Origin of the sequence: Pseudomonas parafulva, from assembly GCF_002021815.1 — a bacterium.
Taxonomy (GTDB): domain Bacteria; phylum Pseudomonadota; class Gammaproteobacteria; order Pseudomonadales; family Pseudomonadaceae; genus Aquipseudomonas; species Aquipseudomonas parafulva_B.
This window is the reverse complement of the sequence record NZ_CP019952.1, coordinates 594,702-620,539: the sequence shown is the minus strand read 5'-3', so window position 1 is coordinate 620,539 and position 25,838 is coordinate 594,702. Positions and strand designations below refer to the sequence as shown.

General features: G+C 63.7%; 25 protein-coding genes. 10 read left to right on the top strand and 15 right to left on the bottom strand.

What is annotated here, in order from left to right; genetic code table 11:
• Genes mrdA through B2J77_RS02670 form a run of 5 tightly spaced genes read right to left on the bottom strand, consistent with a single transcriptional unit; the run spans position 1 to position 4,780 of the window.
• Complete coding sequence (gene mrdA / locus B2J77_RS02690; protein WP_058603532.1) at positions 1 to 1,890, bottom strand: penicillin-binding protein 2; 1,890 nt, start codon at positions 1,888 to 1,890, stop codon at positions 1 to 3.
• Positions 1,891 to 1,906: 16 nt separating this feature from the next.
• Positions 1,907 to 2,374, bottom strand: coding sequence for a 23S rRNA (pseudouridine(1915)-N(3))-methyltransferase RlmH (gene rlmH, locus B2J77_RS02685; protein ID WP_023534514.1), 468 nt, complete (start codon positions 2,372 to 2,374; stop codon positions 1,907 to 1,909).
• A 10-nt stretch (positions 2,375 to 2,384) separates the two neighbouring features.
• Entirely contained in the window at positions 2,385 to 2,804 is a 420-nt protein-coding gene (rsfS, locus tag B2J77_RS02680; protein WP_027915263.1) for a ribosome silencing factor, read from the bottom strand.
• Between the two features lie 43 nt (positions 2,805 to 2,847).
• Positions 2,848 to 3,507: a nicotinate-nucleotide adenylyltransferase gene (nadD, locus tag B2J77_RS02675; protein WP_078477933.1), complete on the bottom strand. Its 660-nt coding sequence runs from the start codon at positions 3,505 to 3,507 to the stop codon at positions 2,848 to 2,850.
• A gap of 1 nt (position 3,508) precedes the next feature.
• A complete protein-coding gene (locus B2J77_RS02670) occupies positions 3,509 to 4,780 on the bottom strand; it encodes a glutamate-5-semialdehyde dehydrogenase (RefSeq protein ID WP_058638946.1) in 1,272 nt (423 codons plus the stop codon).
• 246 nt (positions 4,781 to 5,026) lie between these two features.
• Here B2J77_RS02670 and B2J77_RS02665 point away from each other — a divergent pair, with 246 nt between their 5' ends.
• On the top strand, positions 5,027 to 5,695 hold the full coding sequence (locus B2J77_RS02665; protein ID WP_078477932.1) for a DNA-3-methyladenine glycosylase: 669 nt from the start codon (positions 5,027 to 5,029) through the stop codon (positions 5,693 to 5,695).
• A gap of 3 nt (positions 5,696 to 5,698) precedes the next feature.
• A complete protein-coding gene (locus B2J77_RS02660) occupies positions 5,699 to 7,015 on the top strand; it encodes a bifunctional DedA family/phosphatase PAP2 family protein (RefSeq protein ID WP_058638945.1) in 1,317 nt (438 codons plus the stop codon).
• A 13-nt stretch (positions 7,016 to 7,028) separates the two neighbouring features.
• Here the strand turns inward: B2J77_RS02660 and B2J77_RS02655 are convergent, their stop codons facing one another.
• The 3 genes from B2J77_RS02655 to B2J77_RS02645 are packed head-to-tail and all read right to left on the bottom strand — an operon-like array spanning position 7,029 to position 8,704.
• Complete coding sequence (locus B2J77_RS02655) at positions 7,029 to 7,619, bottom strand: LON peptidase substrate-binding domain-containing protein (RefSeq protein ID WP_058638979.1); 591 nt, start codon at positions 7,617 to 7,619, stop codon at positions 7,029 to 7,031.
• 9 nt (positions 7,620 to 7,628) lie between these two features.
• The gene (locus B2J77_RS02650; protein ID WP_058603527.1) at positions 7,629 to 8,345 is read right to left on the bottom strand and encodes an LrgB family protein; all 717 of its coding nucleotides are present in this window, start codon (positions 8,343 to 8,345) and stop codon (positions 7,629 to 7,631) included.
• Positions 8,342 to 8,704, bottom strand: a complete 363-nt coding sequence (locus tag B2J77_RS02645; RefSeq protein ID WP_023534554.1) for a CidA/LrgA family protein — start codon at positions 8,702 to 8,704, stop codon at positions 8,342 to 8,344. The genes B2J77_RS02650 and B2J77_RS02645 overlap by 4 nt, the downstream gene beginning before the upstream one ends.
• A 130-nt stretch (positions 8,705 to 8,834) precedes the next feature.
• Between B2J77_RS02645 and B2J77_RS02640 the strand changes: the two genes are divergently transcribed.
• The 8 genes from B2J77_RS02640 to B2J77_RS02605 all read left to right on the top strand — a co-directional run bounded on the left by B2J77_RS02640 (position 8,835) and on the right by B2J77_RS02605 (position 19,211).
• Positions 8,835 to 9,290: a MaoC family dehydratase gene (locus B2J77_RS02640; protein WP_058603526.1), complete on the top strand. Its 456-nt coding sequence runs from the start codon at positions 8,835 to 8,837 to the stop codon at positions 9,288 to 9,290.
• Between the two features lie 113 nt (positions 9,291 to 9,403).
• On the top strand, positions 9,404 to 10,282 hold the full coding sequence (gene prmA / locus B2J77_RS02635) for a 50S ribosomal protein L11 methyltransferase (RefSeq protein WP_078477931.1): 879 nt from the start codon (positions 9,404 to 9,406) through the stop codon (positions 10,280 to 10,282).
• A gap of 42 nt (positions 10,283 to 10,324) precedes the next feature.
• Entirely contained in the window at positions 10,325 to 11,653 is a 1,329-nt protein-coding gene (locus B2J77_RS02630; RefSeq protein WP_078477930.1) for a DUF3426 domain-containing protein, read from the top strand.
• Positions 11,654 to 11,860: 207 nt separating this feature from the next.
• On the top strand, positions 11,861 to 12,874 hold the full coding sequence (dusB, locus tag B2J77_RS02625) for a tRNA dihydrouridine synthase DusB (RefSeq protein WP_058603523.1): 1,014 nt from the start codon (positions 11,861 to 11,863) through the stop codon (positions 12,872 to 12,874).
• Complete coding sequence (gene fis / locus B2J77_RS02620) at positions 12,871 to 13,191, top strand: DNA-binding transcriptional regulator Fis (RefSeq protein WP_023534526.1); 321 nt, start codon at positions 12,871 to 12,873, stop codon at positions 13,189 to 13,191. The genes dusB and fis overlap by 4 nt, the downstream gene beginning before the upstream one ends.
• A gap of 81 nt (positions 13,192 to 13,272) precedes the next feature.
• A complete protein-coding gene (gene purH, locus B2J77_RS02615) occupies positions 13,273 to 14,880 on the top strand; it encodes a bifunctional phosphoribosylaminoimidazolecarboxamide formyltransferase/IMP cyclohydrolase (protein ID WP_058638216.1) in 1,608 nt (535 codons plus the stop codon).
• Positions 14,881 to 14,979: 99 nt separating this feature from the next.
• Positions 14,980 to 16,269, top strand: a complete 1,290-nt coding sequence (gene purD / locus B2J77_RS02610; RefSeq protein ID WP_058638217.1) for a phosphoribosylamine--glycine ligase — start codon at positions 14,980 to 14,982, stop codon at positions 16,267 to 16,269.
• A 149-nt stretch (positions 16,270 to 16,418) separates the two neighbouring features.
• A complete protein-coding gene (locus B2J77_RS02605) occupies positions 16,419 to 19,211 on the top strand; it encodes a hybrid sensor histidine kinase/response regulator (RefSeq protein WP_058638218.1) in 2,793 nt (930 codons plus the stop codon).
• On the opposite strand, the gene B2J77_RS02600 is transcribed toward B2J77_RS02605, so the two are convergent.
• From B2J77_RS02600 to cobG, 7 genes are all read right to left on the bottom strand, one after another.
• Positions 19,208 to 19,864, bottom strand: a complete 657-nt coding sequence (locus B2J77_RS02600; protein WP_078477929.1) for a hypothetical protein — start codon at positions 19,862 to 19,864, stop codon at positions 19,208 to 19,210. The two genes, B2J77_RS02605 and B2J77_RS02600, sit on opposite strands and share 4 nt — an antisense overlap.
• The gene (locus tag B2J77_RS02595) at positions 19,857 to 20,543 is read right to left on the bottom strand and encodes a hypothetical protein (protein ID WP_078477928.1); all 687 of its coding nucleotides are present in this window, start codon (positions 20,541 to 20,543) and stop codon (positions 19,857 to 19,859) included. Before B2J77_RS02595 ends, B2J77_RS02600 begins: the two co-directional genes overlap by 8 nt.
• A 55-nt stretch (positions 20,544 to 20,598) precedes the next feature.
• The gene (locus B2J77_RS02590) at positions 20,599 to 21,282 is read right to left on the bottom strand and encodes a hypothetical protein (protein ID WP_058638221.1); all 684 of its coding nucleotides are present in this window, start codon (positions 21,280 to 21,282) and stop codon (positions 20,599 to 20,601) included.
• A 115-nt stretch (positions 21,283 to 21,397) separates the two neighbouring features.
• The gene (gene cobJ / locus B2J77_RS02585) at positions 21,398 to 23,095 is read right to left on the bottom strand and encodes a precorrin-3B C(17)-methyltransferase (protein WP_078477927.1); all 1,698 of its coding nucleotides are present in this window, start codon (positions 23,093 to 23,095) and stop codon (positions 21,398 to 21,400) included.
• Positions 23,083 to 23,814: a precorrin-2 C(20)-methyltransferase gene (locus B2J77_RS02580; RefSeq protein ID WP_058603631.1), complete on the bottom strand. Its 732-nt coding sequence runs from the start codon at positions 23,812 to 23,814 to the stop codon at positions 23,083 to 23,085. Before B2J77_RS02580 ends, cobJ begins: the two co-directional genes overlap by 13 nt.
• Positions 23,814 to 24,440: a precorrin-8X methylmutase gene (locus tag B2J77_RS02575; RefSeq protein WP_027915280.1), complete on the bottom strand. Its 627-nt coding sequence runs from the start codon at positions 24,438 to 24,440 to the stop codon at positions 23,814 to 23,816. Before B2J77_RS02575 ends, B2J77_RS02580 begins: the two co-directional genes overlap by 1 nt.
• Positions 24,433 to 25,746, bottom strand: coding sequence for a precorrin-3B synthase (gene cobG / locus B2J77_RS02570; RefSeq protein WP_078477926.1), 1,314 nt, complete (start codon positions 25,744 to 25,746; stop codon positions 24,433 to 24,435). The genes B2J77_RS02575 and cobG overlap by 8 nt, the downstream gene beginning before the upstream one ends.
• Positions 25,747 to 25,838: the final 92 nt, after the last annotated feature.

The following is a 25,838-nucleotide window of genomic DNA, read 5'->3' as shown; positions in this document are numbered from 1 at the left end:
TCACAGCGGCGACTCCTGAGTAGCGGTAGCCGGCGCAAGCTCAGGCTTGAGCCGGCCGTTTTCGTCCAGCAGCCAGGCATCCATGATCTGGCGCACCACTGGCGCAGCCACCCCAGAACCCGACTCACCGTTCTCCACCATGACCGACACCACGATCTTGGGGTCGTCTGCCGGAGCGAAGGCCACGAACAAGGCATGGTCGCGGTGACGCTCCTGAAGTTTGTTGCGGTCGTACTTCTCGCCCTGCTTGATGGCCACCACCTGGGCGGTACCACTTTTGCCGGCGATGCGGTATTGGGCGCCGATGGCGGCCTTGCGGGCAGTACCGCGCGCGCCGTGCATCACCTGCTCCATGCCATGGGTCACGCGCGCCCAATCGGCCTTGTCGCGCAGCACGATGTCCGGCATTGGGTTTTCGTCCACCGGCGGTTCCCCTTCGATGGTCTTGGCCAGGTGCGGCCGATTCCACACACCCTTGTTGGCAATCAGCGCCGTCGCCTGCGCAAGCTGCAGCGGCGTGGCCTGCATGTAGCCCTGGCCGATACCCAGGATCAGGGTTTCGCCCGGGAACCAGGCCTGCCGGCGCGTGGCCCGCTTCCATTCCCGCGACGGCATCAACCCTGCGGACTCTTCGAACATGTCCAGCGACACCCGCTGGCCGATGCCGAACTTGTTCATATAGCTGGACAACCGGTCGATGCCCATCTTGTGGGCCAGGTCGTAGAAGTAGGTGTCGTTGGAACGCATGATGGCGGTATCCAGGTCTACCCAGCCGTCACCCGAGCGGTTCCAGTTACGGTATTTGTGATCGTAGTTGGGCAGCTGGTAGTACCCTGGGTCGAACACACGGCTGCTCGGGGTCACCGCGCCGCTGTCCAGGCCGGCGATCGCCACGGCGGGCTTGATCGTCGAGCCGGGCGGGTAGAGGCCGCGCAGGATGCGGTTGAACAGCGGCCTGTCGATCGAATCACGCAGTTCGGCATAGGCCTTGAAGCTGATGCCAGTGACGAACAGGTTTGGGTCGAAGCTGGGCTGGCTCACCATGGCGAGCACCTCACCAGTGCGTGGGTCAAGCGCAACCACCGCGCCACGGCGCCCGGCCAGGGCGGCCTCGGCCGCTTCCTGCAACTTGATGTCCAGGCTCAGCACGATGTCCTTGCCAGGCTTGGGATCGGTACGCTTGAGCACCCTGAGCACACGGCCGCGGGCGTTGGTCTCGACTTCTTCGTAGCCGACCTGGCCGTGCAGCGTGGCCTCGTAGAACCGCTCGATGCCGGTCTTGCCGATGTGGTGCGTGCCGCTGTAGTTCACAGGGTCCAGGGTTTTGAGCTCTTTCTCGTTGATACGCCCGACGTAGCCCACCGAATGCGCGAAATGCGCCCCCTGTGGGTAGTGACGTACCAGCTGGGCGACCACTTCCACCCCTGGCAAGCGGAACTGGTTCACCGCCACACGGGCGATCTGTTCCTCGTTGAGTTCGAACAGGATAGGTACCGGCTCGAACGGCCTGCGCCCCTGGCGCATGCGCTTTTCGAACAGCGCGCGGTCGTCTGGGGTGAGTTCCAGTATCTCGACGATGCTGTCCAGTACCTGCTGCCAGTCTCCGGCACGCTCCCGGGTCATGGACAGGCTGAAGCTGGGCCGGTTGTCGGCGATCACTACCCCGTTGCGGTCGAAGATCAGCCCGCGTGTCGGCGGGATCGGCTGCACGTGCACCCGGTTGTTCTCCGACAGCGTGGAGTGGTAGTCGTACTGGATGATCTGCAGGTAGTACAGCCGCGCAATCAGCACGCAGATGAGCAGCATGACCGCCACGGCGCCGACCACGACGCGGTTGCGCACCAGACGGGCGTCTTTTTCGTGGTCCTTGAGGCGGATCGGCTGCGACATCGGGCTGCTTACAGGCTCATTTGTGGTAGGGATGGCCGGACAACACCGTCCAGGCCCGGTAGACCTGCTCGCCGATGAGTATCCTGACCAGCGGGTGCGGCAAGGTCAGCGGCGACAGGGACCAGCGCTGATCGGCGCGGGCGCACACTTGCGGCGCAAGCCCTTCGGGCCCGCCCACCATCAAATTCACCGTGCGCGCATCCAGGCGCCAGCGGTCCAGCTCACCTGCCAGCTGCTCGGTGCTCCACGGCTTGCCATGAACCTCAAGGGTCACGACGCGCTCGCCGGGTTGCACCTTGCTGAGCATGGCGTCGCCCTCCTGGCGAATCAGGCGGGCGACGTCGGCATTCTTGCCGCGTGTGTTCAGCGGTATTTCCACCAGCTCGAGCGAAAGTTCGGCCGGCAGGCGCTTGACATACTCATGCCAGCCCTCCTCGACCCACTTCGGCATGCGCGAGCCGACCGCGATCAGGCGCAGACGCACGGCGCTTTCCTTATTCGCGATCTTTGAGCTTGTCGGAGTACTCGTGGACATGGTCCGGGCTGTGGTGCTTGCCATCGGCGGCGCGGCTCTGCTCGGCACCCTGCCACAGGCGTTCGAGGTCGTAGAACTGGCGTGCAGCCGCGGTCATCATGTGCACGATGACATCGTTAAGGTCCAGCAGCACCCAATCGCTGTCACCCTTGCCTTCCTCACCCAGCGGCTGGGCGCCCTTGGCCTTGACCGCCTCGCGGACCTTCTCGGCCATGGCGTTGATCTGACGGTTGGAGGTACCGGTGGCGATGATCATGTAGTCGGTCAGGCTGTGCTTGTCACGCACGTCGATGACCTGGATATCCTGGGCCTTGACGTCTTCCAGCGCTGCCGTGGTCACTGCGACCAGTTCGTCGCCGTAAATTTTCTGCTTGGTCATATAAAACTCGTTCAACTCGTAGGATGAGGTGCCAGGGGCACCGTCAGTTGGGCGCACGATACAGTTCGTGCGCCTCGATGTAGGCCAGTACGGCGTCCGGCACCAGGAACCTCACCGACCTGCCGCTGGCCAGCAGCTGTCGGATCTGTGTAGCCGACACCGCAAGCGGTGTCTGCCAGACGAACGAAATGTTTCCCGCCGGGCCGGACATGGCGGTGGGATCGCTCTGCGAACGGGCAGCCAGCAGGTTGCGCAGTTCGTCGGGGGGGTCTACGTCCGCATCCGGGCGTTGCAGCACCAGGATGTGGCAGTGTTGCAGCAGTTCTTCCCAGCGGTGCCAACCCGGCAGTCCGCAAAAGGCGTCCCAGCCCAGCACCAAAAACAACTGGTCATCAGCAGCAAGCTCGGCACGGATCGACTCCAGCGTATCGATGGTGTACGACGGTTTGTCCCGTGCCAGTTCACGTGCGTCCACGCTCAGGCCTGCAACGCCCGCGACGGCGCCCCGCACCATGGCCAGGCGATCATGCGCGGCCACTTGCGGCGTGTCTCGGTGCGGCGGGCGAGCATTGGGCAGCAGGCGCAGCTCGTCCAGGGCCATGAACTCGGCGACTTCCAGCGCACTGCGCAGATGGCCGATGTGAACCGGGTCGAAGGTGCCGCCAAGAATGCCGACGCGGCGCACTGCCTGGGCCTGATTCAACTCAGCAGGACTCCTGGCCGCGCAGTTGACCGTCGCCGATCACCACGTATTTCTCGCACGTCAGGCCTTCGAGGCCGACCGGGCCACGGGCGTGAAGCTTGTCGGTGGAAATGCCGATCTCGGCACCCAGGCCATATTCGAAGCCGTCGGCGAAGCAGGTCGGGGTGTTGAGCATGACGGAGGCCGAGTCGACTTCCGCCATGAACTGGCGCGCCTGCCCCTGATGCTCGGTGATGATCGAGTCGGTATGGTGCGAGCCATAGTGGTTGATATGCTCGATGGCCTGATCCAGGCCTTGCACCACACGGATGGACAGTACTGCATCGAGGTACTCGGTGTGCCAGTCATCTTCGCTGGCCGCGTGCGCGTCGATCAGCGCACAGGTACGCTCGCAACCGCGCAACTCAACGCCCTTTTCCTGGAAGCGACGCGCCATCTCTGGCAGGAAGCGCTCGGCAACCTGCTGGTCCACCAGCAGTGTTTCCATCGCCCCGCAGATGCCGTAGCGGTAAGTCTTGGCGTTGAACGCCACGCGCCAGGCCTTGTCCAGGTCGGCATGCTGGCTGACATAGACATGGCAGATACCGTCGAGGTGCTTGATGACCGGTACCCGGGCGTCGCGGCTGATGCGCTCGATCAGGCCCCGGCCGCCGCGCGGCACGATGACATCGACGAACTCGGGCATGCTGATCAGCGCGCCCACTGCCTCGCGGTCGGTGGTTTCCACCACCTGGACCACGGCCGCGGGCAAGCCTGCCGCCGCCAGGCCGCGCTGGATGCAGGCGGCAATGGCGCGGTTGGAGTGGATGGCTTCGGAGCCGCCGCGCAGGATGGTGGCATTGCCTGACTTCAGGCACAGGCTGGCCGCGTCGATGGTGACGTTCGGGCGTGATTCGTAAATGATGCCGATGACGCCCAGCGGCGTGCGCATCTTGCCGACCTGGATGCCCGATGGGCGGTAGCTCATGTCGCGAATGGCGCCGACCGGATCAGGCAGGCTGGCCACCTGGCGCAGGCCGGTGATCATGCCATCGATGCGCGCCGGGGTCAGGGCCAGGCGGTCGAGCAACGCGGCTTCCAGCCCGGTGGCACGGCCGTGGGCCAAGTCCTGCTCGTTGGCTGCGATCAGCACGTCACGCCCTGCATCCAGCGCGTCGGCGGCAGCGTGCAGCGCACGGTTCTTCTGCGCGGTACTGGCACGGCCGATTACCCGGGACGCTTCACGGGCTGCGCGACCCAGGCGGGTCATGTAGTCAAGAACGGACTCAGTCATGGGCTCGATGTCTTGGCGGTGGGGAAACGGCTGATTATAACTGTCGCGCAGGTGTACGCCCAGCGGTGGGTGGCGGATGGTAAAAAAAGCTGTGGGTAATCCGTAGGAAAGATGTAACCGGGCTTATCCATAAAAACGCAGAACTCTGTGGAAATCGCTGCCGTGCGCCGTCGCATATTCGCAGGTTTCAGATTCGGTTAAGGTAGCGCTTGTTACCCTCATGCCTTTAGCCTGCGAAGTCCTTGCATGCCAGCACTGCCAGACAGCTTTTTCGACCGCGACGCCCAGACCTTGGCCAAAGCCCTGTTGGGCAAGGTTATCCGCCACCGCCAGGGCAACCTGTGGCTCGCCGCCCGTATCATCGAGACCGAGGCCTATTACCTCGCCGACAAGGGTAGCCATGCGTCGTTGGGCTACACCGAAAAGCGCAAGGCGCTGTTTCTCGATGGTGGGCACATCTATATGTACTACGCCCGCGGCGGCGACTCCCTGAACTTCAGCGCCCAGGGTCCCGGCAATGCGGTGCTCATCAAGTCTGCCTACCCATGGCAGGATGCCTTGTCCGGGCCAGACAGCCTGGCGCAGATGCACCTGAACAACCCCGACGCCAGCGGCAACCTGCGCCCCATCGAGCGCCTGTGCGCAGGGCAGACGCTGTTGTGCCGGGCGCTGGGCCTCAAGGTGCCACAGTGGGATGCGCAGCGCTTCGACCCGCAGCGGCTGTATGTGGACGACTGCGCCAACCCGGTGCCCCGGGTGATCCAGGCAGCGCGCCTGGGCATTCCCCACGGGCGTGACGAGCACCTGCCGTACCGCTTCGTCGATGCCGCGTACGCCCGGTTCTGCACGCGCAACCCATTGCGGCGCGGCCAAGTCGAAGGCCGTGACTTCTCAATCATCGAACAAGAGAACTGAACCATGGAACAATGGCTCGACGGCCTGACCGGTTGGCTGGGCGCCAACCCACAGTGGCTGGGCGTCGCGATCTTCCTGGTCGCGTGCATCGAATGCCTGGCCATCGCCGGCATCATCGTCCCCGGCACGGTGCTGCTGTTCGCGGTCGCCGTGCTGGCAGGCAGCGGTGTGCTGGGCCTTGGCGAAACCTTGCTGCTGGGCTTTTTGGGTGGGTTACTGGGTGACGCGCTGTCCTACATGATCGGCAAGCATTTCCACCAGAACATTCGCCGCCTGCCGGTGTTGCGACACCACCCGGAATGGATCGGCAGCGCCGAAACCTACTTCAAGCGCTATGGCATCGCCAGCCTGCTCGTAGGCCGCTTCATCGGCCCGTTGCGGCCCATGCTGCCAATGGTCGCAGGCATGTTCGACATGCCCCTGCTGCGGTTCATCGCCGTTAGCCTGGTGGCAGCCGCAGGATGGTCGATCGCCTACCTGCTGCCCGGTTGGGCCACGGGCGCTGCCATGCGCCTGCCCCTGCCCGAAGGCTTCTGGCCCCAGGCCGGCATCATTTTTGGCACGTTGGCGGTGATCATCGGCCTTAGTCTGAGCACCAGCATCCGCGACCGCCGGCACGGCACACGGCTGATTGGTGCCCTGTGCCTGCTGGCCTTGGTCGGGGTGTTTCTCGGTTGGCCTTACTTGCACGACTTCGACGACGGGGTGATGACCCTGGTCCAGGAGCATCGCAGCCAGGCCATCGACGGCGCCGTGGTGGTGGTGACGCGGCTTGGGGATTTTCGCACGCAGTTCTTTCTGGGCGGGCTGCTGACAGGCTTGCTGCTGGTGGTACGTCAGTGGCGGCACGCTTTCTTCGCCGCGGGGGCGCTGATGGGCACCGCCATCGCCAACGGCACGCTCAAGTGGCTGTTCGCCCGGGCCCGCCCGGAAGTGCTGACCGACCCGCTGACCAGCTACAGCATGCCCAGCGGCCACAGCTCGGCGTCGTTTGCGTTCTTTCTGGTGCTGGCGGTGCTCGCCGGCCGCGGCCAGCCACCGCGCATGCGCCTGACCTGGATCATGCTGGGCTGCATTCCGGCATTGGCCATCGCCCTGTCGCGGGTGTACCTGGGTGCACACTGGCCCACCGACATCCTGGCCGGTGCCCTGCTGGCCTGCTGCGTCTGCGCGATCAGCCTGACGTTGTCCCAGTACCGGCAGACCCTGCCGGCCCTGCCCCTGAAGGTCTGGTGGCTGGTGTTGCCGGCCTGCATCGCCTTGCTGGCCTTCTTTGCCACCCACGCCCTGCCCCACGCGCTGCTCAGGTACCAATACTGACGCCCGGCGCTATTTAGGCAAACAGCTCACCCTGGATGCGCTCGAGCAACCTGTGGATCTCGCCCAGCCGCTGCTCGGGCGAGTCTTGGGCCAGCAAGTCCAGCTTGTCTTGCTCGGTGAAGGGCAGCAGGTAGGCCAGTTGGTTGGCCAGTGTCTGACGCCCGTCCACGGCCCGGGGCATGTCGAGCGCCTCGACCATCGGATGTTCGCCCAAGGCCAGCAGCAGCGCCAGCAAATCGTCGTCCGCTTCCTGCAAGGGGCTGTCTTCAAGATCAGGCAGCCACTGCACCTGCCCCACCAGCAGCTGATCCTTGAGCACTTCGGTGGCCTGCAGATCGAAACGCCGCACGCCTTCGACGCGAATGCCCAAAAGGCCGTTTTCCTGCTGGACGAAATCGCGGATCACGGCTTCGCAGCCAATGGACGCCACCACGGGCGGCGCCTTGCCGACCTGCTCGCCCTCCACGATGCAGACCACACCAAAGCCTTCGCCCTGTTTCATGCAACGCCCGATCATGTCCAGGTAGCGGGCTTCGAAAATCTGCAGGTCGAGAAAACACCCTGGAAACAGCACGGTGTCGAGGGGAAACAGCGGTAGCATCATCATCACTCCTCAAGCCACCAGGCTGACGGCCAGCGGCAGGAACACTGCCGTTGCCACGCCCATCAGGCTCATCGCCAGCGCGGCGAAGGCGCCGCATTCGTCACTTTCCTGCAAGGCCACCGAGGTGCCGACCGCGTGGGCCGTGATGCCCAGGGACATGCCCCGCGCTTCAGGGCTGAGCACACCGCAGCGGCTCAACAAGGCAGGCCCGAAAATGGCCCCGATCACCCCGGTAATCAGCACGAAGACCGCAGCTAGCGCCGCCACCCCACCGATCTGCTCGGCGACCAGCATCGCGATGGGCGAGGTGACGGACTTGGGTGCCATGGTCATCAGGATCATGTGCTCGGCGCCAAACCACCACCCCAGCAACAGGCAACACACCGTGGCGAACAGGCCTCCGAGTACCAGCGTAGTCAAGGTCGGCCAGAACAACTGACGAATGCGGCGCAGGTTCAGGAACAGCGGCACCGCTAAGGCCACGGTGGCAGGGCCCAGCAGGATGTTCATGATTTCGGTGCTCTTGCGGTATTCGGCGTAGTCGATGCCGCATAGCAGCAGTACGCCGATGACCAGCGCCATCGACACCAGCACCGGCTGCAGGAAGATCCAACGGGTCTTCTCATACCCGGCCAGCACCAGCTGATAGGCCCCCAAGGTCACGCCAATGCCGAACAACGGGTGGTGGACCACTGCATTCACTGCGCCTTGCCAGTCGAGCATCATGGCTGGTCCTCGCGCCGGGCCTGACGATGAATGAGTTTCTGCATCAGCACGCCCACTACCACCAGCGTCAGCAGGCAGGAAATCAGCAGCGCGCCGACAATGGCCCAGAAGTCGGCGGCGATGTCGCGGGCATACACCATCACCCCCACGGCAGGAGGCACCAACAACAGCGGCAAGTAGCGCAGCAGGCTGCCGGCAGCTTCATTGAGGGGGGCCCCCACCTCGCCGCGCACCATCAGAAAGCCCAGCAGTAGCAAAAGGCCAATGATCGGCCCCGGCAAGACGGGAACCAACAGATGATTGACTGCCGTCCCCAACAGCTGGAACAGCACCAGCCAGGTCAAACCCCGCAACAGCATAACGTTCTCCTTCAGGCGTGCGGCTCATTATAAGCATGGGCACACTGCCAGCGCCGAGCGCAACTTGACCGGCCTGGCCGGGCGTGTTGATCTTGCACGCACGTACCATTTAATACCCATGAGGCTCACCATGCCGCTAGTGCCGGTCACCGCGCTTACCCAATACATCGGCAAGTCCCTCGGCCACTCGGCCTGGCTGACCATCGACCAGCAGCGTATCGACCGTTTCGCCGAGGCGACTGGCGATCATCAGTTCATCCACGTCGACCCGCAGCGAGCGGCGCAGACCGTGTTCGGCTGCACCATCGCCCATGGGTTTCTGACCCTGTCCCTGATACCTGCGCTGATCGAAGACATCCTGGTCTTGCCACAGGGGTTGAAAATGGTCGTCAACTACGGCCTGGACAGCGTGCGCTTCATCCAGCCGGTGAAGGTCGACAGCCAAGTGCGCCTGCATGTCGAGCTGGCCGATGTGCAGCAAAAGCGCCCCGGCCAATGGTTGCTCAAGGCCATCGCCACACTGGAGATAAAAGACGAGGACAAGCCCGCCTACCGGGCCGAATCCCTGTCCCTGTGCTTTGTTTAGGCACCGGCACCTGGCAGGCGCAGGCGTCTCTACAAACCCCACGCACTCGCGTAAACTGCCAGGCTTCCGCGCAGCCTTGGGCTGCCCTTCTGGATCTATCAAAGGTACACGCCATGCCCTGGCTGCAAGTACGTCTGGCCATCAGCCCGGAACAAGCCGAAACCTACGAAGACGCGCTGCTGGAAGTCGGCGCGGTGTCGGTCACCTTCATGGACGCCGAAGATCAACCCATCTTCGAGCCAGACCTCAATACCACGCCGCTGTGGTCGCACACCCATCTGCTGGCGCTGTTCGAGGCCGACACCAACCCCGAGCAGGTATTCGCGCACCTGCACCTGCTGACGGGGGTCGAGCTGCCCCAGCACCAGGCCGAAGTGATCGAAGACCAGGATTGGGAACGCAGCTGGATGGACAACTTCCAGCCGATGCGCTTCGGCCGCCGGCTGTGGATCGTGCCCAGCTGGCACGATGCCCCGGAAAAGGAGGCCGTGAACCTGTTGCTCGATCCTGGCCTGGCGTTCGGCACGGGCACGCACCCCACCACGGCGCTGTGCCTTGAATGGCTCGACGGTCAGCAACTGCAAGGCACCCAGGTCCTGGACTTCGGCTGTGGCTCGGGCATTCTGGCCATCGCTGCACTGCTGCTGGGCGCGCGCGAAGCGGTAGGCACGGACATCGATGTGCAGGCCATCGAGGCCTCTCGCGACAATGCCCAGCGCAACGGCATTGCCGACGAGCTGTTCGCGCTCTACCTGCCCGAGCACATGCCTGCCATGCAGGCCGACGTGCTGGTGGCCAACATCCTGGCCGGGCCATTGGTGGCGCTGGCACCGCAACTCAGCGGCCTGGTTCGCCCGGGCGGCCTGTTGGCGCTGTCGGGCATCCTCGCCGAACAAGGTGAAGAAGTGGCTGCCGCCTACGCTGCCGATTTCGACCTGGACCCCATCGTCGTTCGCGATGGCTGGGTGCGAATCAGTGGTCGCCGCCGCTAGTCGAACCCAGAATAGCCCTCAGCACAGCCTCCGGATCGCCGCATGACCGACAGTTTCGTCACCCAGTGCCCGCATTGCCAGACCAGCTTTCGTGTCACCCACCACCAGTTGAGCGTGGCCCGTGGCGTGGTGCGTTGCGGCCAGTGCCTGCAAGTGTTCAATGCCGCCAAGCAGCTGCTGGCACAGAACCGCAGCGCCCCCCCTCAGGCGAACCCGCTGCCGGCAACCGAGGCAGCGCCGTCGCCTGCCGCGCCCACCCCCGCGCAAGGGCACCCCATCGCCCCGGACGACGAGGCCTGGGCCCAGACCGCCCAGGCCTTGGACGAACTCGATCTGGACAAGGAACTGGAGCGCCTGGAACGCCGCCACACGCCTATACAGGTGGGTGAGGCCGACCAGACGCCCGTGCTGCAGGCACGGCGTCACGAGGAGGACACAGAGGAACACCTGGACGAGGTCTTCGGCACTGCAGCCGGCGAGCCGTTTGAACCGGAACAGGCTGATGCCGCCCCCGTGCTCAAGTCCGCCCCCCAGGCAGATTCACGGCGCGAGGCGCGTACCGAGCCGACCTTCACCGCTGACCTGAACACCGATGCAGAAGGTGAGCCGCCGCTGGGCAGCATCGTTACGAATGAAGATGAGCCGAAACTGGGAGCGCCGCTGCGCCCCGATGACGATGACGATGTGTCGATTGCCGGCCTCACCGCGCACGACGACGAACCTTTGGCAACTAGCCTGCGCGCCGACGATGAACTCGACGAGGCGCCGTTGCCCATGGGGCGTCTGGAGCCTGAAGTCACTGACAAGGTCGAACGCCCAAGGCGCAAGGAACCCCTGGTGGATGTGGTGGACGACCCGCTGCAACTGGGCTGGGAGAAACCGGCCCCGGCCTGGGGCAAGCGTTTGTTATGGGGTGGCTTGACGCTGATCGCTGCCGCCACGCTAGCCTTGCAGTATGTGTGGTTCCATTTCGACGAGCTGTCCCGACAGGACCAGTATCGCCCACTGTTCGAGCAGGTGTGCCCGGTCGTGGGCTGCCAGGTCCCCTCTCGCGTCGATGTGAACCGGATCAAGAGCAGCAACCTGGTGGTGCGCAGCCACCCGGACTTCAAAGGGGCGCTGATCGTGGACGCCATCATCTATAACCGCGCACCTTTCGCCCAACCGTTTCCACTGCTCGAACTGCGCTTCTCGGACCTCAACGGCCAACTGATTGCCAGTCGCCGCTTCAAACCGGCCGAATACCTGTCCGGGGAGCTGGCCGGACGCGGCGAAATGCCCAGCCAGACCCCGATCCACATCGCGCTGGATATTCTGGACCCAGGACAGCGAGCGGTGAACTACAGCCTGAGCTTTCGCTCGCCGGAATAAACCCAGGCGGCCTACCCGGTACGCTGCCGGCACGCCGGCCATGATGCCGCTTGTCCGGGTCTGACGACCCGGAGCCCAAGGTGCAGGGGCGGCAACCCGCAGTTGTTCAGATTTTATCCAAATCCATCTTTATCCGGTCATCCAGAGCGGGTATCATGCCAACCCTTTTTCGAACCTCAAGATTCGGCCCCACAACAGGGAACACCTATGTCGGCGGTACGCATCGGCCCTTATACACTGCGCAATAATCTGATCCTCGCACCCATGGCTGGGGTCACGGACCAGCCGTTCCGAACACTTTGCCAGCGCATGGGCGCAGGCATGGTGGTGTCGGAAATGGTCTCCAGCGACCTGTCCTTGTGGAACAGCCGCAAGTCGAGCCTGCGCCGCATCCACGAAGGCGATCCCGAGCCCCGCTCGGTCCAGATCGCCGGCGGCGATGCACAGATGATGGCGGCGGCTGCACAGGCCAATGTCGCCGCGGGCGCCCAGATTATCGATATCAACATGGGCTGCCCGGCAAAAAAAGTCTGCAACAAGGCGGCAGGCTCTGCTTTATTGAGAGATGAAGCCTTGGTCAGCGAAATTCTGCACGCCGTCGTGGGCGCCGTGGACGTGCCGGTGACGCTGAAAATCCGCACCGGCTGGGACCGGGCCAACAAGAATGGCCTGAACGTGGCGAAGATCGCTGAACAGGCTGGCATCCAGGCGCTTGCGGTGCATGGCCGCACACGCGCCGACCTGTACACCGGTGAAGCCGAATACGACACCATCGCCGCTATCAAGCAAGCGGTGTCCATCCCGGTTTTCGCCAACGGCGACATCACCTCGCCGGAAAAGGCCAAGGCAGTGCTCGACGCCACGGGCGTGGATGGCCTGCTGATCGGCCGGGCCGCTCAAGGGCGGCCCTGGATCTTTCGCGAGATCGAGCATTACCTGCGCACTGGCGAGCATTTGCCAGCGCCGCAGCTGGACGAGGTGGAACGCATCCTGCTAGAGCACCTGGCCGCCCTGCACGCCTTCTACGGCGATGTAATGGGCGTGCGAATCGCCCGCAAGCACGTGGGCTGGTACCTGGCGACACGACCCGGCGGCAAGGAGTTTCGCTCCCGGTTCAACGCTTTGGAAGACACACAAGCGCAGTGCGCCAACGTTCGCGCGTTTTTCAGTGAACGTCGACAGAGCCTTGAGACAGAGGACGGACAAGGGGTGGCCGCATGACGATGATGACCGAAACATTTGTGAGTGGAACAACGCCCGTGAGCGACAACGCCAACCTGAAACAGCACCTGAACACGCCAAGCGAAGAGGGCCAGACCCTTCGCGACAGCGTCGAGAAGGCGCTGCACAACTACTTCGCCCACCTCGAAGGCGCGACCGTCACGGACGTGTACAACCTGGTGCTCTCCGAAGTCGAGGCGCCGCTGCTTGAAAGCGTGATGAGCTATGTGAAGGGCAACCAGACCAAAGCCAGCGAGATGCTCGGGTTGAACCGAGGCACGCTGCGCAAGAAGCTCAAGCAATACGACTTGCTGTAAGCCAGAATCCCGATCGAAAAAGGCGCCTGTCTCAACACAGACGCCTTTTTTGCTGACTCCACCGCGTTATTGGAACCCGAAATGACCGACCAGACTACCCGCCTGCCAGTCCGCCGCGCCCTGATCAGCGTCTCCGACAAGACCGGTATCCTCGAATTTGCCCGTGAGCTGCAACTGCTCGGGGTCGAGATACTGTCCACCGGCGGCACCTACAAGCTGCTCAAGGACAACGGTGTCAACGCGGTGGAAGTGGCCGACTACACCGGCTTCGCCGAAATGATGGATGGCCGGGTCAAGACCCTGCACCCGATGATCCATGGCGGCATCCTCGGTCGTCGCGGTACCGACGACGCGATCATGAACGAGCACGGGATCAAGCCCATCGACCTGGTGGCGGTCAACCTGTACCCCTTCGAAGCCACCATCTCCAAGCCTGGCTGCGACCTGCCGACCGCCATCGAGAACATCGATATCGGCGGCCCGACCATGGTCCGCTCGGCTGCCAAGAACCACAAGGACGTGGCCATCGTGGTCAACGCCAGTGACTACGCCAGCATCGTCGAGGGCCTGAAGGCCGGCGGTCTGACCTACGCCCAGCGCTTCGACCTCATGCTCAAGGCCTTCGAACACACCGCCGCCTACGACGGCATGATCGCCAACTACATGGGCACCGTGGACCAGGCCAGGGAAACCCTGAGCACCGAGGCACGCGGCGATTTTCCGCGCACCTTCAACACCCAGTTCGTCAAGGCCCAGGAAATGCGCTACGGCGAGAACCCGCACCAGCGCGCGGCGTTCTACGTGGAAGCCAAGAAAGGCGAAGCCAGCATTTCCACTGCCGTGCAGCTGCAGGGCAAAGAGCTGTCCTTCAACAACGTGGCCGACACCGACGCTGCGCTCGAGTGCGTCAAGAGCTTCGTCAAGCCGGCCTGCGTCATCGTCAAGCATGCCAACCCGTGTGGCGTGGCCGTAGTGCCTGAAGACGAAGGCGGTATCCGCAAAGCTTACGACCTGGCCTACGCCACCGACACCGAATCGGCCTTCGGCGGCATTATTGCCTTTAACCGCGAGCTGGACGGCGAAACCGCCAAAGCCATCGTCGAGCGCCAGTTCGTCGAGGTGATCATCGCACCGACGATCTCCCAGGCTGCGCGCGAGGTGGTTGCAGCCAAGCAGAACGTGCGCCTGCTCGAATGCGGCGAGTGGCCAGCGGAGCGGGCTGCCGGCTGGGACTTCAAGCGAGTCAACGGCGGGCTGCTGGTCCAGAGTCGTGACATCGGCATGATCAACGCCGATGACCTGAAGATCGTCACCCAGCGTGCACCCACCGAGCAAGAGATCCACGACCTGGTGTTCGCCTGGAAAGTGGCCAAGTTCGTCAAATCCAATGCCATCGTCTATGCCAAGCAGCGCCAGACCATCGGTGTTGGCGCGGGCCAGATGAGCCGCGTCAACTCCGCCCGTATCGCCGCCATCAAGGCCGAACATGCCGGCTTGCAGGTGCAGGGCGCCGTCATGGCCTCGGACGCATTCTTCCCGTTCCGCGATGGCATCGACAATGCGGCCAAGGTCGGCATCAGCGCGGTCATTCAGCCCGGCGGCTCGATGCGTGACGCCGAGGTAATCGCTGCCGCTGACGAAGCCGGCATCGCCATGGTGTTCACCGGCATGCGCCACTTCCGCCACTGATTCAGGGCAATCGGCCGCACCCAGGCAGGCAACTGCTGCGGTGCGACCTGGCACAGCGAGAGGCACAGCCTTTTGCTCGACAGATCTAGAGGTTTTGACATGAAAGTTTTGATCATCGGCAGCGGCGGCCGTGAGCACGCCCTGGCATGGAAAGTCGCCCAGGACCCACGCGTCGAAAAAGTCTTCGTGGCTCCAGGCAACGCTGGCACCGCCATCGAGGCCAAGTGCGAGAACGTCGCCATCGACGTTTGCGCTCTGGAGCAACTGGCTGACTTTGCCGAGAAGAACGTCGACCTGACCATCGTCGGCCCGGAAGCGCCACTGGTCATCGGTGTGGTCGACCTGTTCCGCAGCCGTGGCCTGGACTGCTTCGGCCCGACCCAGGGCGCTGCCCAACTGGAAGGTTCCAAGGCGTTCACCAAGGACTTCCTGGCCCGCCACAAGATCCCGACGGCCGACTACCAGAACTTCACCGAGATCGAACCGGCCTTGGCGTACCTGCAGGAAAAAGGCGCGCCGATCGTGATCAAGGCCGATGGCCTGGCCGCTGGCAAGGGCGTGATCGTCGCCATGACCTTGGCAGAAGCCGAAGCCGCCGTGCGAGACATGCTCGCGGGCAATGCCTTTGGTGAAGCGGGTTCGCGCGTGGTCATCGAGGAATTTCTCGATGGCGAAGAAGCCAGCTTCATCGTCATGGTCGACGGCCACAACGTGCTGCCCATGGCCACCAGCCAGGACCACAAGCGCGTCGGCAACCAGGACAGCGGCCCGAACACGGGCGGCATGGGTGCCTACTCCCCTGCCCCTGTAGTCACTGACCAGGTTCACCAGCGGGTCATGGATCAGGTGATCTGGCCGACCGTGCGCGGCATGGCTGAAGAAGGCAATGTCTACACCGGCTTCCTGTATGCAGGCCTGATGATCGACAAGGCGGGCAACCCCAAGGTCATCGAATTCAACTGCCGCTTCGGCGACCCGGAAACCCAGCCGATCATGCTGCGCCTGGAGTCGAGCCTGGTACTGCTCATCGAAGCAGCCTTTGCCAAGGCCCTGGACAAGGTCGAGGCGCAGTGGGACCCACGCCCTAGTCTGGGTGTGGTGCTGGCCGCAGGCGGCTACCCTGGTGACTACGCCAAGGGCGCAGCCATTTCAGGCCTGGAGGCGGCCGCAAAAATCGAAGGCAAGGTATTCCATGCGGGCACTGCCTTGAAGGACGGTGACGTGGTTACCGCTGGGGGGCGCGTGCTGTGCGCCACGGCCATGGGTGAGACCGTCGAATCCGCTCAGCAGCAAGCGTATCGCCTGGCCGAGCAGATCACCTGGGACGGCAGCTTCTACCGGACCGACATCGGCTACCGGGCCATTGCCCGGGAACGTGGCGAGCAATAACCGCTTTATCGCTGCACTGTCGAGGCGCCCGGACCTGTGCAGCCGGGCGCACGGCAACCGGCTCGTTGGCGTGCCCGCGGGCCTTGCCTTCAACTCCAAACGCCGCGCATAGTTAGCACCCCGCACATGGGCCAAGAAGGGATTTCGTAGTGCGCCGGCTCCGGATTGCCTCAGCGTTGATCGTCAGCTTGCTGACCCTGATCTGCATGTTCCCCGCGATGGCGGAGCATGACAGTGGCTGGGCCCTGCTGCTCGACGAACAAGGCAACCTGCAACTGAGCGACGTGCGCTCGGACCGTTATCGCAACCAGTTCAGCCCGCTGGAGCTGGCAGAACTCGATGCGGCGCCCCCCGACCAGGCCCTGTGGCTGCATTACCGCCTAGAGCCCGGTGAGCAGGAACAACTGCTGCGCGTCTTCGCGCCTGATCTTTCTGGTCTGGACCTATACGCCCTGCAAGGCGACAAGCTGATACGCCACCTGCATCACGGCCGCCAAACCGGCAGTGCCAACCCCACATTGCGCGGCAGCGACCACGTGCTGCCATTGCCTAACAGCAAGCAAAGCCTGGATATCTACCTGCGCCTGGTATCGGAACACCAGCTGCGCCCGGCCATCAGCCTTGAGCCCGCTGCGCGCGCCGCCGCCAATCAGACCCAGCCGTTGCTGTTCGGCATGCTGTTCGGTGGCCTGGTGATGCTGATCCTGCATAACCTGATTCGCTTCATCTACAGCCGCTCGAGCACTGCCCTGATCCTGGCGTTCTACCATGGCTTGATGTTGCTCAGCGGCCTGATCCTGCTGAACCTCAGCGGCCCATGGTGGCATGTGTGGTACAGCGCCCAGACGCCAGCGGCGTACCTTACGCTGGTCCTGGCAGGGCTGGCAGGGCTGTACTTCACCCAGCGCTTCTTCGCACCGCGCAACTCGCCGCGCCTTAACCGGCTGTTGAGCGGCGAGATGCTGCTGGTGGGGGTGAGCGGGATCGTGCTGCTGTTCATCGACACCTTGCCGCTCAATCTCATGACCTATGCCTTGATGGCACTGGGCAGTGTCACGATGCTGGTGGTCAGCAGCTACCATTGGTACCGCGGTTACGCACCCGCCCGTTTGTTCGGTCTGGCGATGATCATCTTCAACGTTGGCGGGCTGGTGCTGCTGCCTGCCCTGCTTGGGCTTACACGCACCCCCACGCCTTGGTTGCTGTGCATTCTGTTGGGGCTGGCAGTGGCGAGCGGGCTGCTATTGAACCTGGCTGTCAGCGACCGGCTGCGACGCATCAATGAGGAGCGCTTCAGTGTCAGCCGCGCCTTGGCAGCCAGTGACGCCGAAATCAACGCCAAGGCCGAATTTCTGGCCAAGATCAGCCACGAAATACGTACCCCCATGAACGGCGTGCTGGGCATGACCGAACTGCTGCTGGGCACGCCGTTGTCCGTCAAACAGCGCGATTACGTTCAGACCATTCACAGCGCGGGCAACGAGCTGCTCACGTTGATCAACGAGATACTCGATATCTCCAAGCTCGAATCCCGTCAGATCGAACTCGACGATGTCCAGTTCGACCTCAACGCGCTAATCGAAGACTGCTTGAACATCTTTCGGGCCAAGGCCGAGCAGCAGAACATCGAGCTGATCAGCTTCACCCAGCCCCAGGTGCCCCGTGTGGTCAGCGGCGATCCCACACGCTTGCGCCAGGCGCTGTCGAGCCTGATGGAAAACGCGCTGAAAAACACCGACCAGGGGGAAATTCTGCTTGTCGTTGCACTGGACCAGCGCGGCGAGGTGCCCCGCTTGCGCATCGCGGTACAGGACAGCGGCGACCCCTTGCCGGCAGCCGATCGCGAGGCGCTGCTGCAGGCGGAACTGCACAGCAGGCACTTCCTGTCCAGCAATCGGCTGGGCGGCCACCTGGGGCTTGTAATCGCCAAGCAGCTGATTGGCCTGATGCATGGGGAGTTTGGCATCAAGAGCAGCACCGGCACCGGCAATACCTTGTGGCTGACCTTGCCGCTGGACCCAGCCTGCCTCGAGCAACCTCCGGCCGACCTGGACGGGCCGCTGCGCGACGCGCGGGTACTGGTGGTGGACGACAACGACACGTGCCGCAAGGTACTGGTCCAACAGTGCAGCGCCTGGGGCATGAATGTCAGCGCAGTGCCTTCAGGCAAGGAAGCCTTGGCTTTGCTGCGTACCAAGGCTCACCTTCGCGATTACTTCGACGCGGTGCTCCTGGACCAGAACATGCCCGGCATGACCGGCATGCAACTGGCCGCCAAGATCAAGGAAGACCCCAGCCTCAATCACGACATCCTGGTGGTCATGCTGACCGGTATCAGCAACGCCCCCAGCAAGATCATCGCCCGTAATGCCGGGATCAAGCGGATACTGGCCAAACCGGTCGCTGGCTACACGCTCAAGACCACGCTGGCCGAAGAACTGGCTCAACGCGGCCGCGAGCAGGCGCTGCCGGCTGTTGCACCAGGCCAGCCCCAGGCCCTCGACCTGCCCCCAGATTTCAGCGTGCTGGTCGCAGAGGACAACACCATTTCGACCAAGGTCATCCGCAGCATGCTCGGCAAGCTCAGCCTGCAGCCCGATACTGCCTCCAACGGCGAAGAAGCCCTTGAAGCGATGAAAGCCAAGCGCTATGACCTGGTGCTCATGGATTGCGAAATGCCGGTTCTGGATGGTTTCTCGGCAACCAGGCGCCTGCGCGAATGGGAAGCCGCCAACCAGCGCGTGCGCACGCCCGTCGTTGCACTGACCGCGCATATCCTCGCCGAGCACAAGGACCGCGCCAAGCAAGCCGGCATGGACGGCCATATGGCCAAGCCCGTCGAATTGTCCCAACTGCGAGAGTTGATCCAACACTGGTCCAGCCAACAGCCGGCCAATGCTGATCAGGGCATGGGCCCTGACGGCAGTTGGCCGCGCAACTAGAGCACCAGATCCCTGATGACACGCTCGGCCGTTCGCGCAACACTGGCCTCTGCCCTGCGCCGATAATCCTCACGGAACCCTTGCAGATTGAAATGGATCACTTCCAGTCGCAGGTCTCTCACACTGATCCCGTTGCTTGCGCCCATGAACAGGAAATCGCTGGTGCTTGTCTTCATCGAGATATCCATGTGCAGCAGCACCATGTCGATAAAACCATTCGACTGCTGAGCACAGGGCAACAACTGCACGCGCGCCTGAGTGCCCACGGTCGAATGTGCGCTGAACAGTCTCAGCGCCTTGTCATCTCGACGTAGGGCCTCTAGCGCCTGGTTGGCCGCTTCGGCCAGGCGTGGAGAGCTCGCCTGGCTGATGTGCTCGACTGCCTGCGCAGCAAGGCTGCCTCGGTCAGGCCCGGGCCGCCGCCCTACTGGCGCCAGCTTGCCATCGAAGCCAAGGGCAGCGAGGTTGCGCCAATAATTCCTGAACCAGTCAGGTTCAAGACCGTCTTTCAAATCCCCCCATGCCACCTGCTGCGCAAAGGCGTTGGCCAACAGTATGTCTGAACGTGCTTGCGGGCATACGCCTGGCAGAAAGACCAGCACGCTGCTGTGGACCAGCTGGCCGGCGATAGATGATGCGTCGGTGTTAGTCATGGTTGGGCTCCTGCACGCTGATTTCGCTGCGGTGATGGGCCAGCTTGCCCTGAAGTTTTTTTGCCAGCCCCGGACCGATGAGGTTCATACGCCTGGAATCGATCAAGTACTGCCCCTGGAACTGCCAGCACGCCTGCACCGTCTGAGGGTCGAACAGTTGCCAGAGCCAGTCAGGATCAAGAGGCTCTCGACTCCCCAGGTTCAGTTGAGTGCTGATGATGGAATACTCAGGCAGCACCAACCGAACCTCGGCATGCGCGTAGTTCAGACCAGTGTCGCCAGGGTGTTCGCCAAGATCCCAGCGCTCCCCCGTCCGGTCATCGCGTGTTTCACTGCTGGCGCAGGCTGCCAGACACTGCGCGACAGCTTCGCGAAGACGGTGAGGCGTAGCCTGAAGAAGACTGTCGCAAAGCATGTCCCAAGGCTTGAAAGCGGCAACCGGCACCATGGATATGGTTTGCGACCGCAGCGTAGCAAGCGTGCAGCCGAAACTGCTCTGCACACGTATGTATTCATTGAGCCAGCTGTCACCATCAGCCCCGGAGACACCGCCATTGCACGCGGCCAGGTAAGCCGCCAGCTGGATATTGAGCATATCGTGCCTGCAAGCCTCGTTGATGGTCTTGTCGACGAGCACCAGACTGTTGCCATTGCGCCACACGCTGTAGTTATTTGCCATTGATGCACCCTCCAGGCTCACCGAAGCCAAGGCCCCGGTGAGTCAGACCGACAGGTTAGATTTCGAGGGCCAGCAACACTTCCAGGGCGTTGTCGTCGAGCTTGGTTTCAACCACGGCGCGTACTTTCTCGTACTGGCGCTGATCGAGATTCAGTACGGCACCGCAGGCGTAGTTGGTGGTGCCGCTGCTCTCCCATTTGGCCAACAGGTAGTTGGCTTTCTTGTCAGGCTTGGCATCGGTCTGGACTGCGCTCACCATCATGGCGACCTGGCCAGCACCGGTCTGCTCACACTTGTTCAGGCTCAGGCTGTTGCGGTCATCCTCCACGGATTTGCGATCCAGCAATTCGACATTCTTGGTGCTGGCAGCCAGTGCGGAAATGACGGTCTTGCCCAACCCTTCCAGCGCCGATGCCACGTCGCCGGTAAAGGCGCCACAGGCAGCCTGCAGCCCCTTGCCAACCAGGTTGCTGATTTCCAGGTGCCTGTCGCTCTGGGTAATACGCTGCACATCAACGCGCGTGGGTGTCCAACCCATCTTCGACATCAGGAACACGTACTGGTTGAACCAGGCTTGGGTTTCCTGGATCGGGTGGTGCTGTCTATTGGCGCCCTGGGTAGCAAGGGCGTGGCAGGCCTTGGCCGCGCTACGGTTAACCTCGCTCATGGTGTCCGGGAACACGAACAGGTTCATGTCAGGCAGGACTTGCAGTTCAAGGTTCTCTTTGTTGGTGGTCATGTCAAAGGCTCCAGTTAGGTCCGGTCGAAACCAGGTGGTTTCGGCCGTGAACCTAACTGCTCGACGCTGCTCATCCTGCCTCGAAACGCTTCCCCTCTGATCGAGCTTCCGTACTTCAGGGCTTTGCGCCATACCACCGCGGCGTGTAGACCCACTGCCCGCCGTCCGGGCGCTCGAAGGTGCACGTGGTCGATGAGCCCACCAGCACCATGGTGCGCATATCGACCATTTCTGGCACCAGTTGGGCCAAAGAGACGACGCGCAAAGTCTGCCCCGGCCTACCAATGTCACGGCCAAGGACTACAGGTGTATCAGCACCACGGTGCCGGCGCACGACGTCCAGCGCGGTCCCCAGTTGGTGAGGACGTGCTTTGGAAATCGGGTTGTAGAAGGCCAGCACCAGATCGGCCTGGGCAGCGAGGTCCAGCCGTTTTTCGATGATCGACCAGGGTTTGAGATTGTCCGACAGCGACATGACACAGAAGTCATGCCCCAGCGGCGCGCCAGCCTGTGCAGCCGTTGCCAGCGAGGCCGATACGCCAGGCAGTATCTCCAGATCGACAGCGTGCCAGTCAGGATTCGTGGACTCGTGCAAAGCCTCAAGGACCGCAGCGGCCATGGCGAATACACCTGGGTCGCCCGATGACACCACCACCACCGAACGGCCCCGCGCGGCCAGTTCGAATGCGTGGCGGGCGCGCTGCATCTCCTCACGGTTGTCGGTGCAGTGCAGCACCTGATCGTCCCGGAATGGGCCTGCCATTCGTACGTAGGTTTCGTAGCCGAGCACATCCTCGGCCCGTGCCAGCTCAGCCTTGACCGCTGGCACCATCAGCTCCGCTGCACCGGGTCCCAGACCGATGACGGCCAGCCGTCCACGGCGACGGCCAATCTGAGTCACCTCGACCGGCGCAGGTGCCACGGCGATGACCACCTCACCCTGGCACTGCAACCGCGCCTCGGGCAGTGCAGCGCCCACCATGCCAGCCACATCGTCGGGCCTTGCCGCAAAGCGCAATTCGACACCCAGCGCCTGCGCGGCGGCATGCAACCGGGTGTCCGTCATGGCCCGCTCATCGGCCAGCACGCAGGCCAGCGATGCCTGCGCAATACCGGCCTGCTGCAGCGCGTCACGAATCGTCTGCAGATCGCCGCTGGCGAGACCGACCACGACGGAGCGGGGGTGGATCAACAGCTCGTCTCGGCTGGCGGGGCGCGCCAAATGGCCCACATGGATGGTGCGCTGCGCGGCATCACTGGCAGGCAACTGAGCCTGCGCCAGCCACGGTGCTTGACCCTCGATGCGAACCGGCTCTCCAGCCAGCAGGTCGGACACGAAACGCTTGCCTTGTTCCAGATCCGCCAAGGCGTAACCCTGGGGCGGATTGAGCAGGCACGTACCAAAGCGCAACTCGCCGCTGGTGGTGATGGCCGCTGCAACACCCAGCGCAGCGGCGATGTCGCGTGCCATCTGGTTGACGCCACTGAGGCCACCGAGCAGGGGCACCACGGCACTGCCGTCTTCTGCCACGGCAAGCACAGGCGGCTCGCTGCCTTTCTCGCCCAACAGGCTGGCCAGGCTGCGGATCACGATCCCCGCGGCGCACAAGGCGATGATCGGCGTACCACGCTGGTAAAGGCTGCGCAGCAGATCGCCAAAAGTGCTGTAATCCTGGTCTGCCCCCTGGACGCGCCCTTGCAGGCCGTAAATTGTGGCTTGGGCGTAGATCTGTTGAAGGCAACGGGCGGTGGTCAGACTGCCTTGCCCCAGGATGACGATGGCCGGTGCCACCTGCGTGTTCAGCCCTGCCATTTTTCCCCCGGCACGATGATCAGCGAAAAGTAAGGCGAGGACTGCGGGTCGACCTGGTCCAGCGGTACGATTTTCTGGTTGGCCATGGTGGCGCGTTCCACATACAGCGCACGCTCGTGCAGGCCCAGCTCACCGAGCACCTGCCGCACCTTGGGAAAATTGCGCCCCAGTTTCATGATGACGGCCGCATCGGCGTCGGCCAGGCGGCGCTTGAGGTCTTCGGCCGGCAAGACGCCAGAGAGCACCGAAAGGCTCTGGTTGCGATAGACCAGCGGTGCACCCAGCACCGAGGCCCCACCGAGCATGGAGCACACGCCAGGAATCACCTGCGCTTCATAGCGCTGGGCCAGGCGGTCGTGCAGGTACATGTAGGAGCCATAGAAGAACGGGTCACCCTCGCAGATCACCGCCACGTCACGCCCTGCGTCCAGGTGTTCGGCCACCTGGACGCTGGCTTCGTCGTAGAAGTCGCTGATCACCTGCTCGTAGGACAGGGGCGCGGGCAAGGCTTCGGTAGTCACCGGATAGACCAGCGGTAGTAGCGTCTGCTCGGGTTGCAAGTGCGCTTCGATGATGCCGAATGCGTTACCGCGCTTGCCCTTGGCGACAAAGTAGCCGACCACCGGCGACTCGCGCAGCAGGCGCAGGGCCTTGAGCGTGATCAGTTCAGGGTCGCCCGGCCCTACGCCAAGGCCGATCAGGCGTCCGCGCGGGGCCATCATTCCACCTCCGTGGCCAGGGCGTTCACGGCCGCGGCGGCCATGGCGCTACCGCCCAGCCGCCCCTGCATGATCACGAAGGGCACGCCACGGCTGTCGGCCGCCAGCATGGCCTTGGATTCGGCAGCGCCAACGAAGCCGACGGGGAACCCCAGGATGAGCGCTGGGCGCGGCGCACCGGCGTCGAGCATTTCCAGCAGGTAGAACAACGCCGTCGGCGCGTTGCCGATCACCACTACGCTGCCTTCCAGGTGGGGGCGCCACAGCTCCAGGGCAACGGCGGAGCGGGTATTGCCAGCGGCCTTGGCCAGGTCCGGTACGCTCGGGTCGCGCAAGGTGCAGATGACCGGGTTGTTCGCTGGCAGCCGTGCCCGGGTGATGCCTTCGGCGACCATGTGCGCATCGCACAGGATCGGCGCGCCACGCAGCAGGGCCTGACGGCCGGCCTGGCCGGCGCCCTCGGAGAATTGCAGACCATCGATCGCATCGACCATGCCGCAGGCATGGATCACGCGTACCGCAAGCTTTTCGAGGTCTGCGGGAATCCGCTCAAGTCGGGCTTCCTCACGAATGATCCGGAAGGAATTGCGATAGATCTCCTGACCATCGCGGATGTAGTCAATCATCAAGGTGCTCCGTCGGCAGGTCGAGCATGGCGCCTGCTTCATTCAAGGTAATGTCAGTGGCGCGCAGGGCGCCGAACCCCGGCAGGCGGGGGTCACGCTGGTAAAGATCGTAGTGCCCGGGCGCGCGGGCCAGCAGTGTGGCCGGGGCGGTGTGGGCCAGGGCACAGGACCGGGGGCAGCCAGTAAGATGCACGCTGGCAGGCGCTCCGGGCCCCAGTAATGCGGCCAGTGCCACGGCGTCGGCCTTCGTCTCGCTCAAGGCCTTGGCACAGCCGCTGGCGCCGGTGCAGGCGCTGATACGCGCCAAGGGCTCGGCCGCGTGGCAGAGCAGCCCGACCGTCATCAGGCTGTGCTGCGCCTGGTCGATGCCGCCGGACGCCAGGTTGGGCAGCACCAGGCTCTGCCAGGGGGTCACCCGCAGGCTGCTGTCGCCCTGTTCACGCGCGACACGCGCCGCTTCACGCAGCATGGCCGGGGTGAGCCGCCCCAGTGGCGGTGCCACGCCAAGCGCAACCCCACGCCGCTGAGGCAGTGCCCCAAGCCACGTCACTGGGCGAACCGGCCGGCGCCAACCCAGCACGGCGGGGTCTTGGCGCAACGCCACGCCAAGCCCATCGATGAAGTCTGCAGCCGTGCAGGTCTGCAGCACATGCCGCATGCGCGACTGGGTTGGGGTGGCCAGGTCCAGAAAGCGTTCGAGCATGGCGCGTACCAAGGTCAAGCCCTGGCTGAACGGCACCGCACCCAGTACGTCACTCTCCCCAAGGCTGCCGGCCAGGCCGAATGCGAGCCAGGGCTGCTGCTCAAGCTCAAGCACCGAAAGCCACAGGTCGTGCGGGTGATCGAGCATGGCCAGGCGTTCACCGGCATCGAGCTGAAGGGCGAACTTGGCCGATAACGCGTGAAAGCGTGGCGTGCCCTCGAGCAGGTCGAGGATTTGCCCCCCCAGCGGCCTGACGTCCAGCACCATCGCCGGGTCAAGCCCGGCCAGTGGGCTGAGCATCAGGTTACGAACATCGTCGCCGGCTGCTTCACGCGGGCCCAGCCCAGCTGCAAGCAGCGCCGCCACCAGGCCCTGGTGATCAGGGCCGACGCCACGGATTTGCAGATTGCCCCGGTTGGTGGCCTCGATCACCCCCCCTGCGAAGCGCTCGGCAGCGCTGGCGACGGCCTCGGCCTGCTGGGCCAGCAACACCCCGCCCGGCAGTTTGATCCGGCAAATGCCGCCATCCAGGGCGCTGACGATACGCCACAACCCCGGACAAGCCGAGGGGCGAGGCGAACTGTAGGAAGCGTGAGGTGGCATCGCTGAGGTATCCGGCAATCCGTGAAACTGCGCTTGAGTGGAGAAGGCGCGGTATTATGCCTGCTTTGGCCGCCCGCATGAAAAGCCGGTGG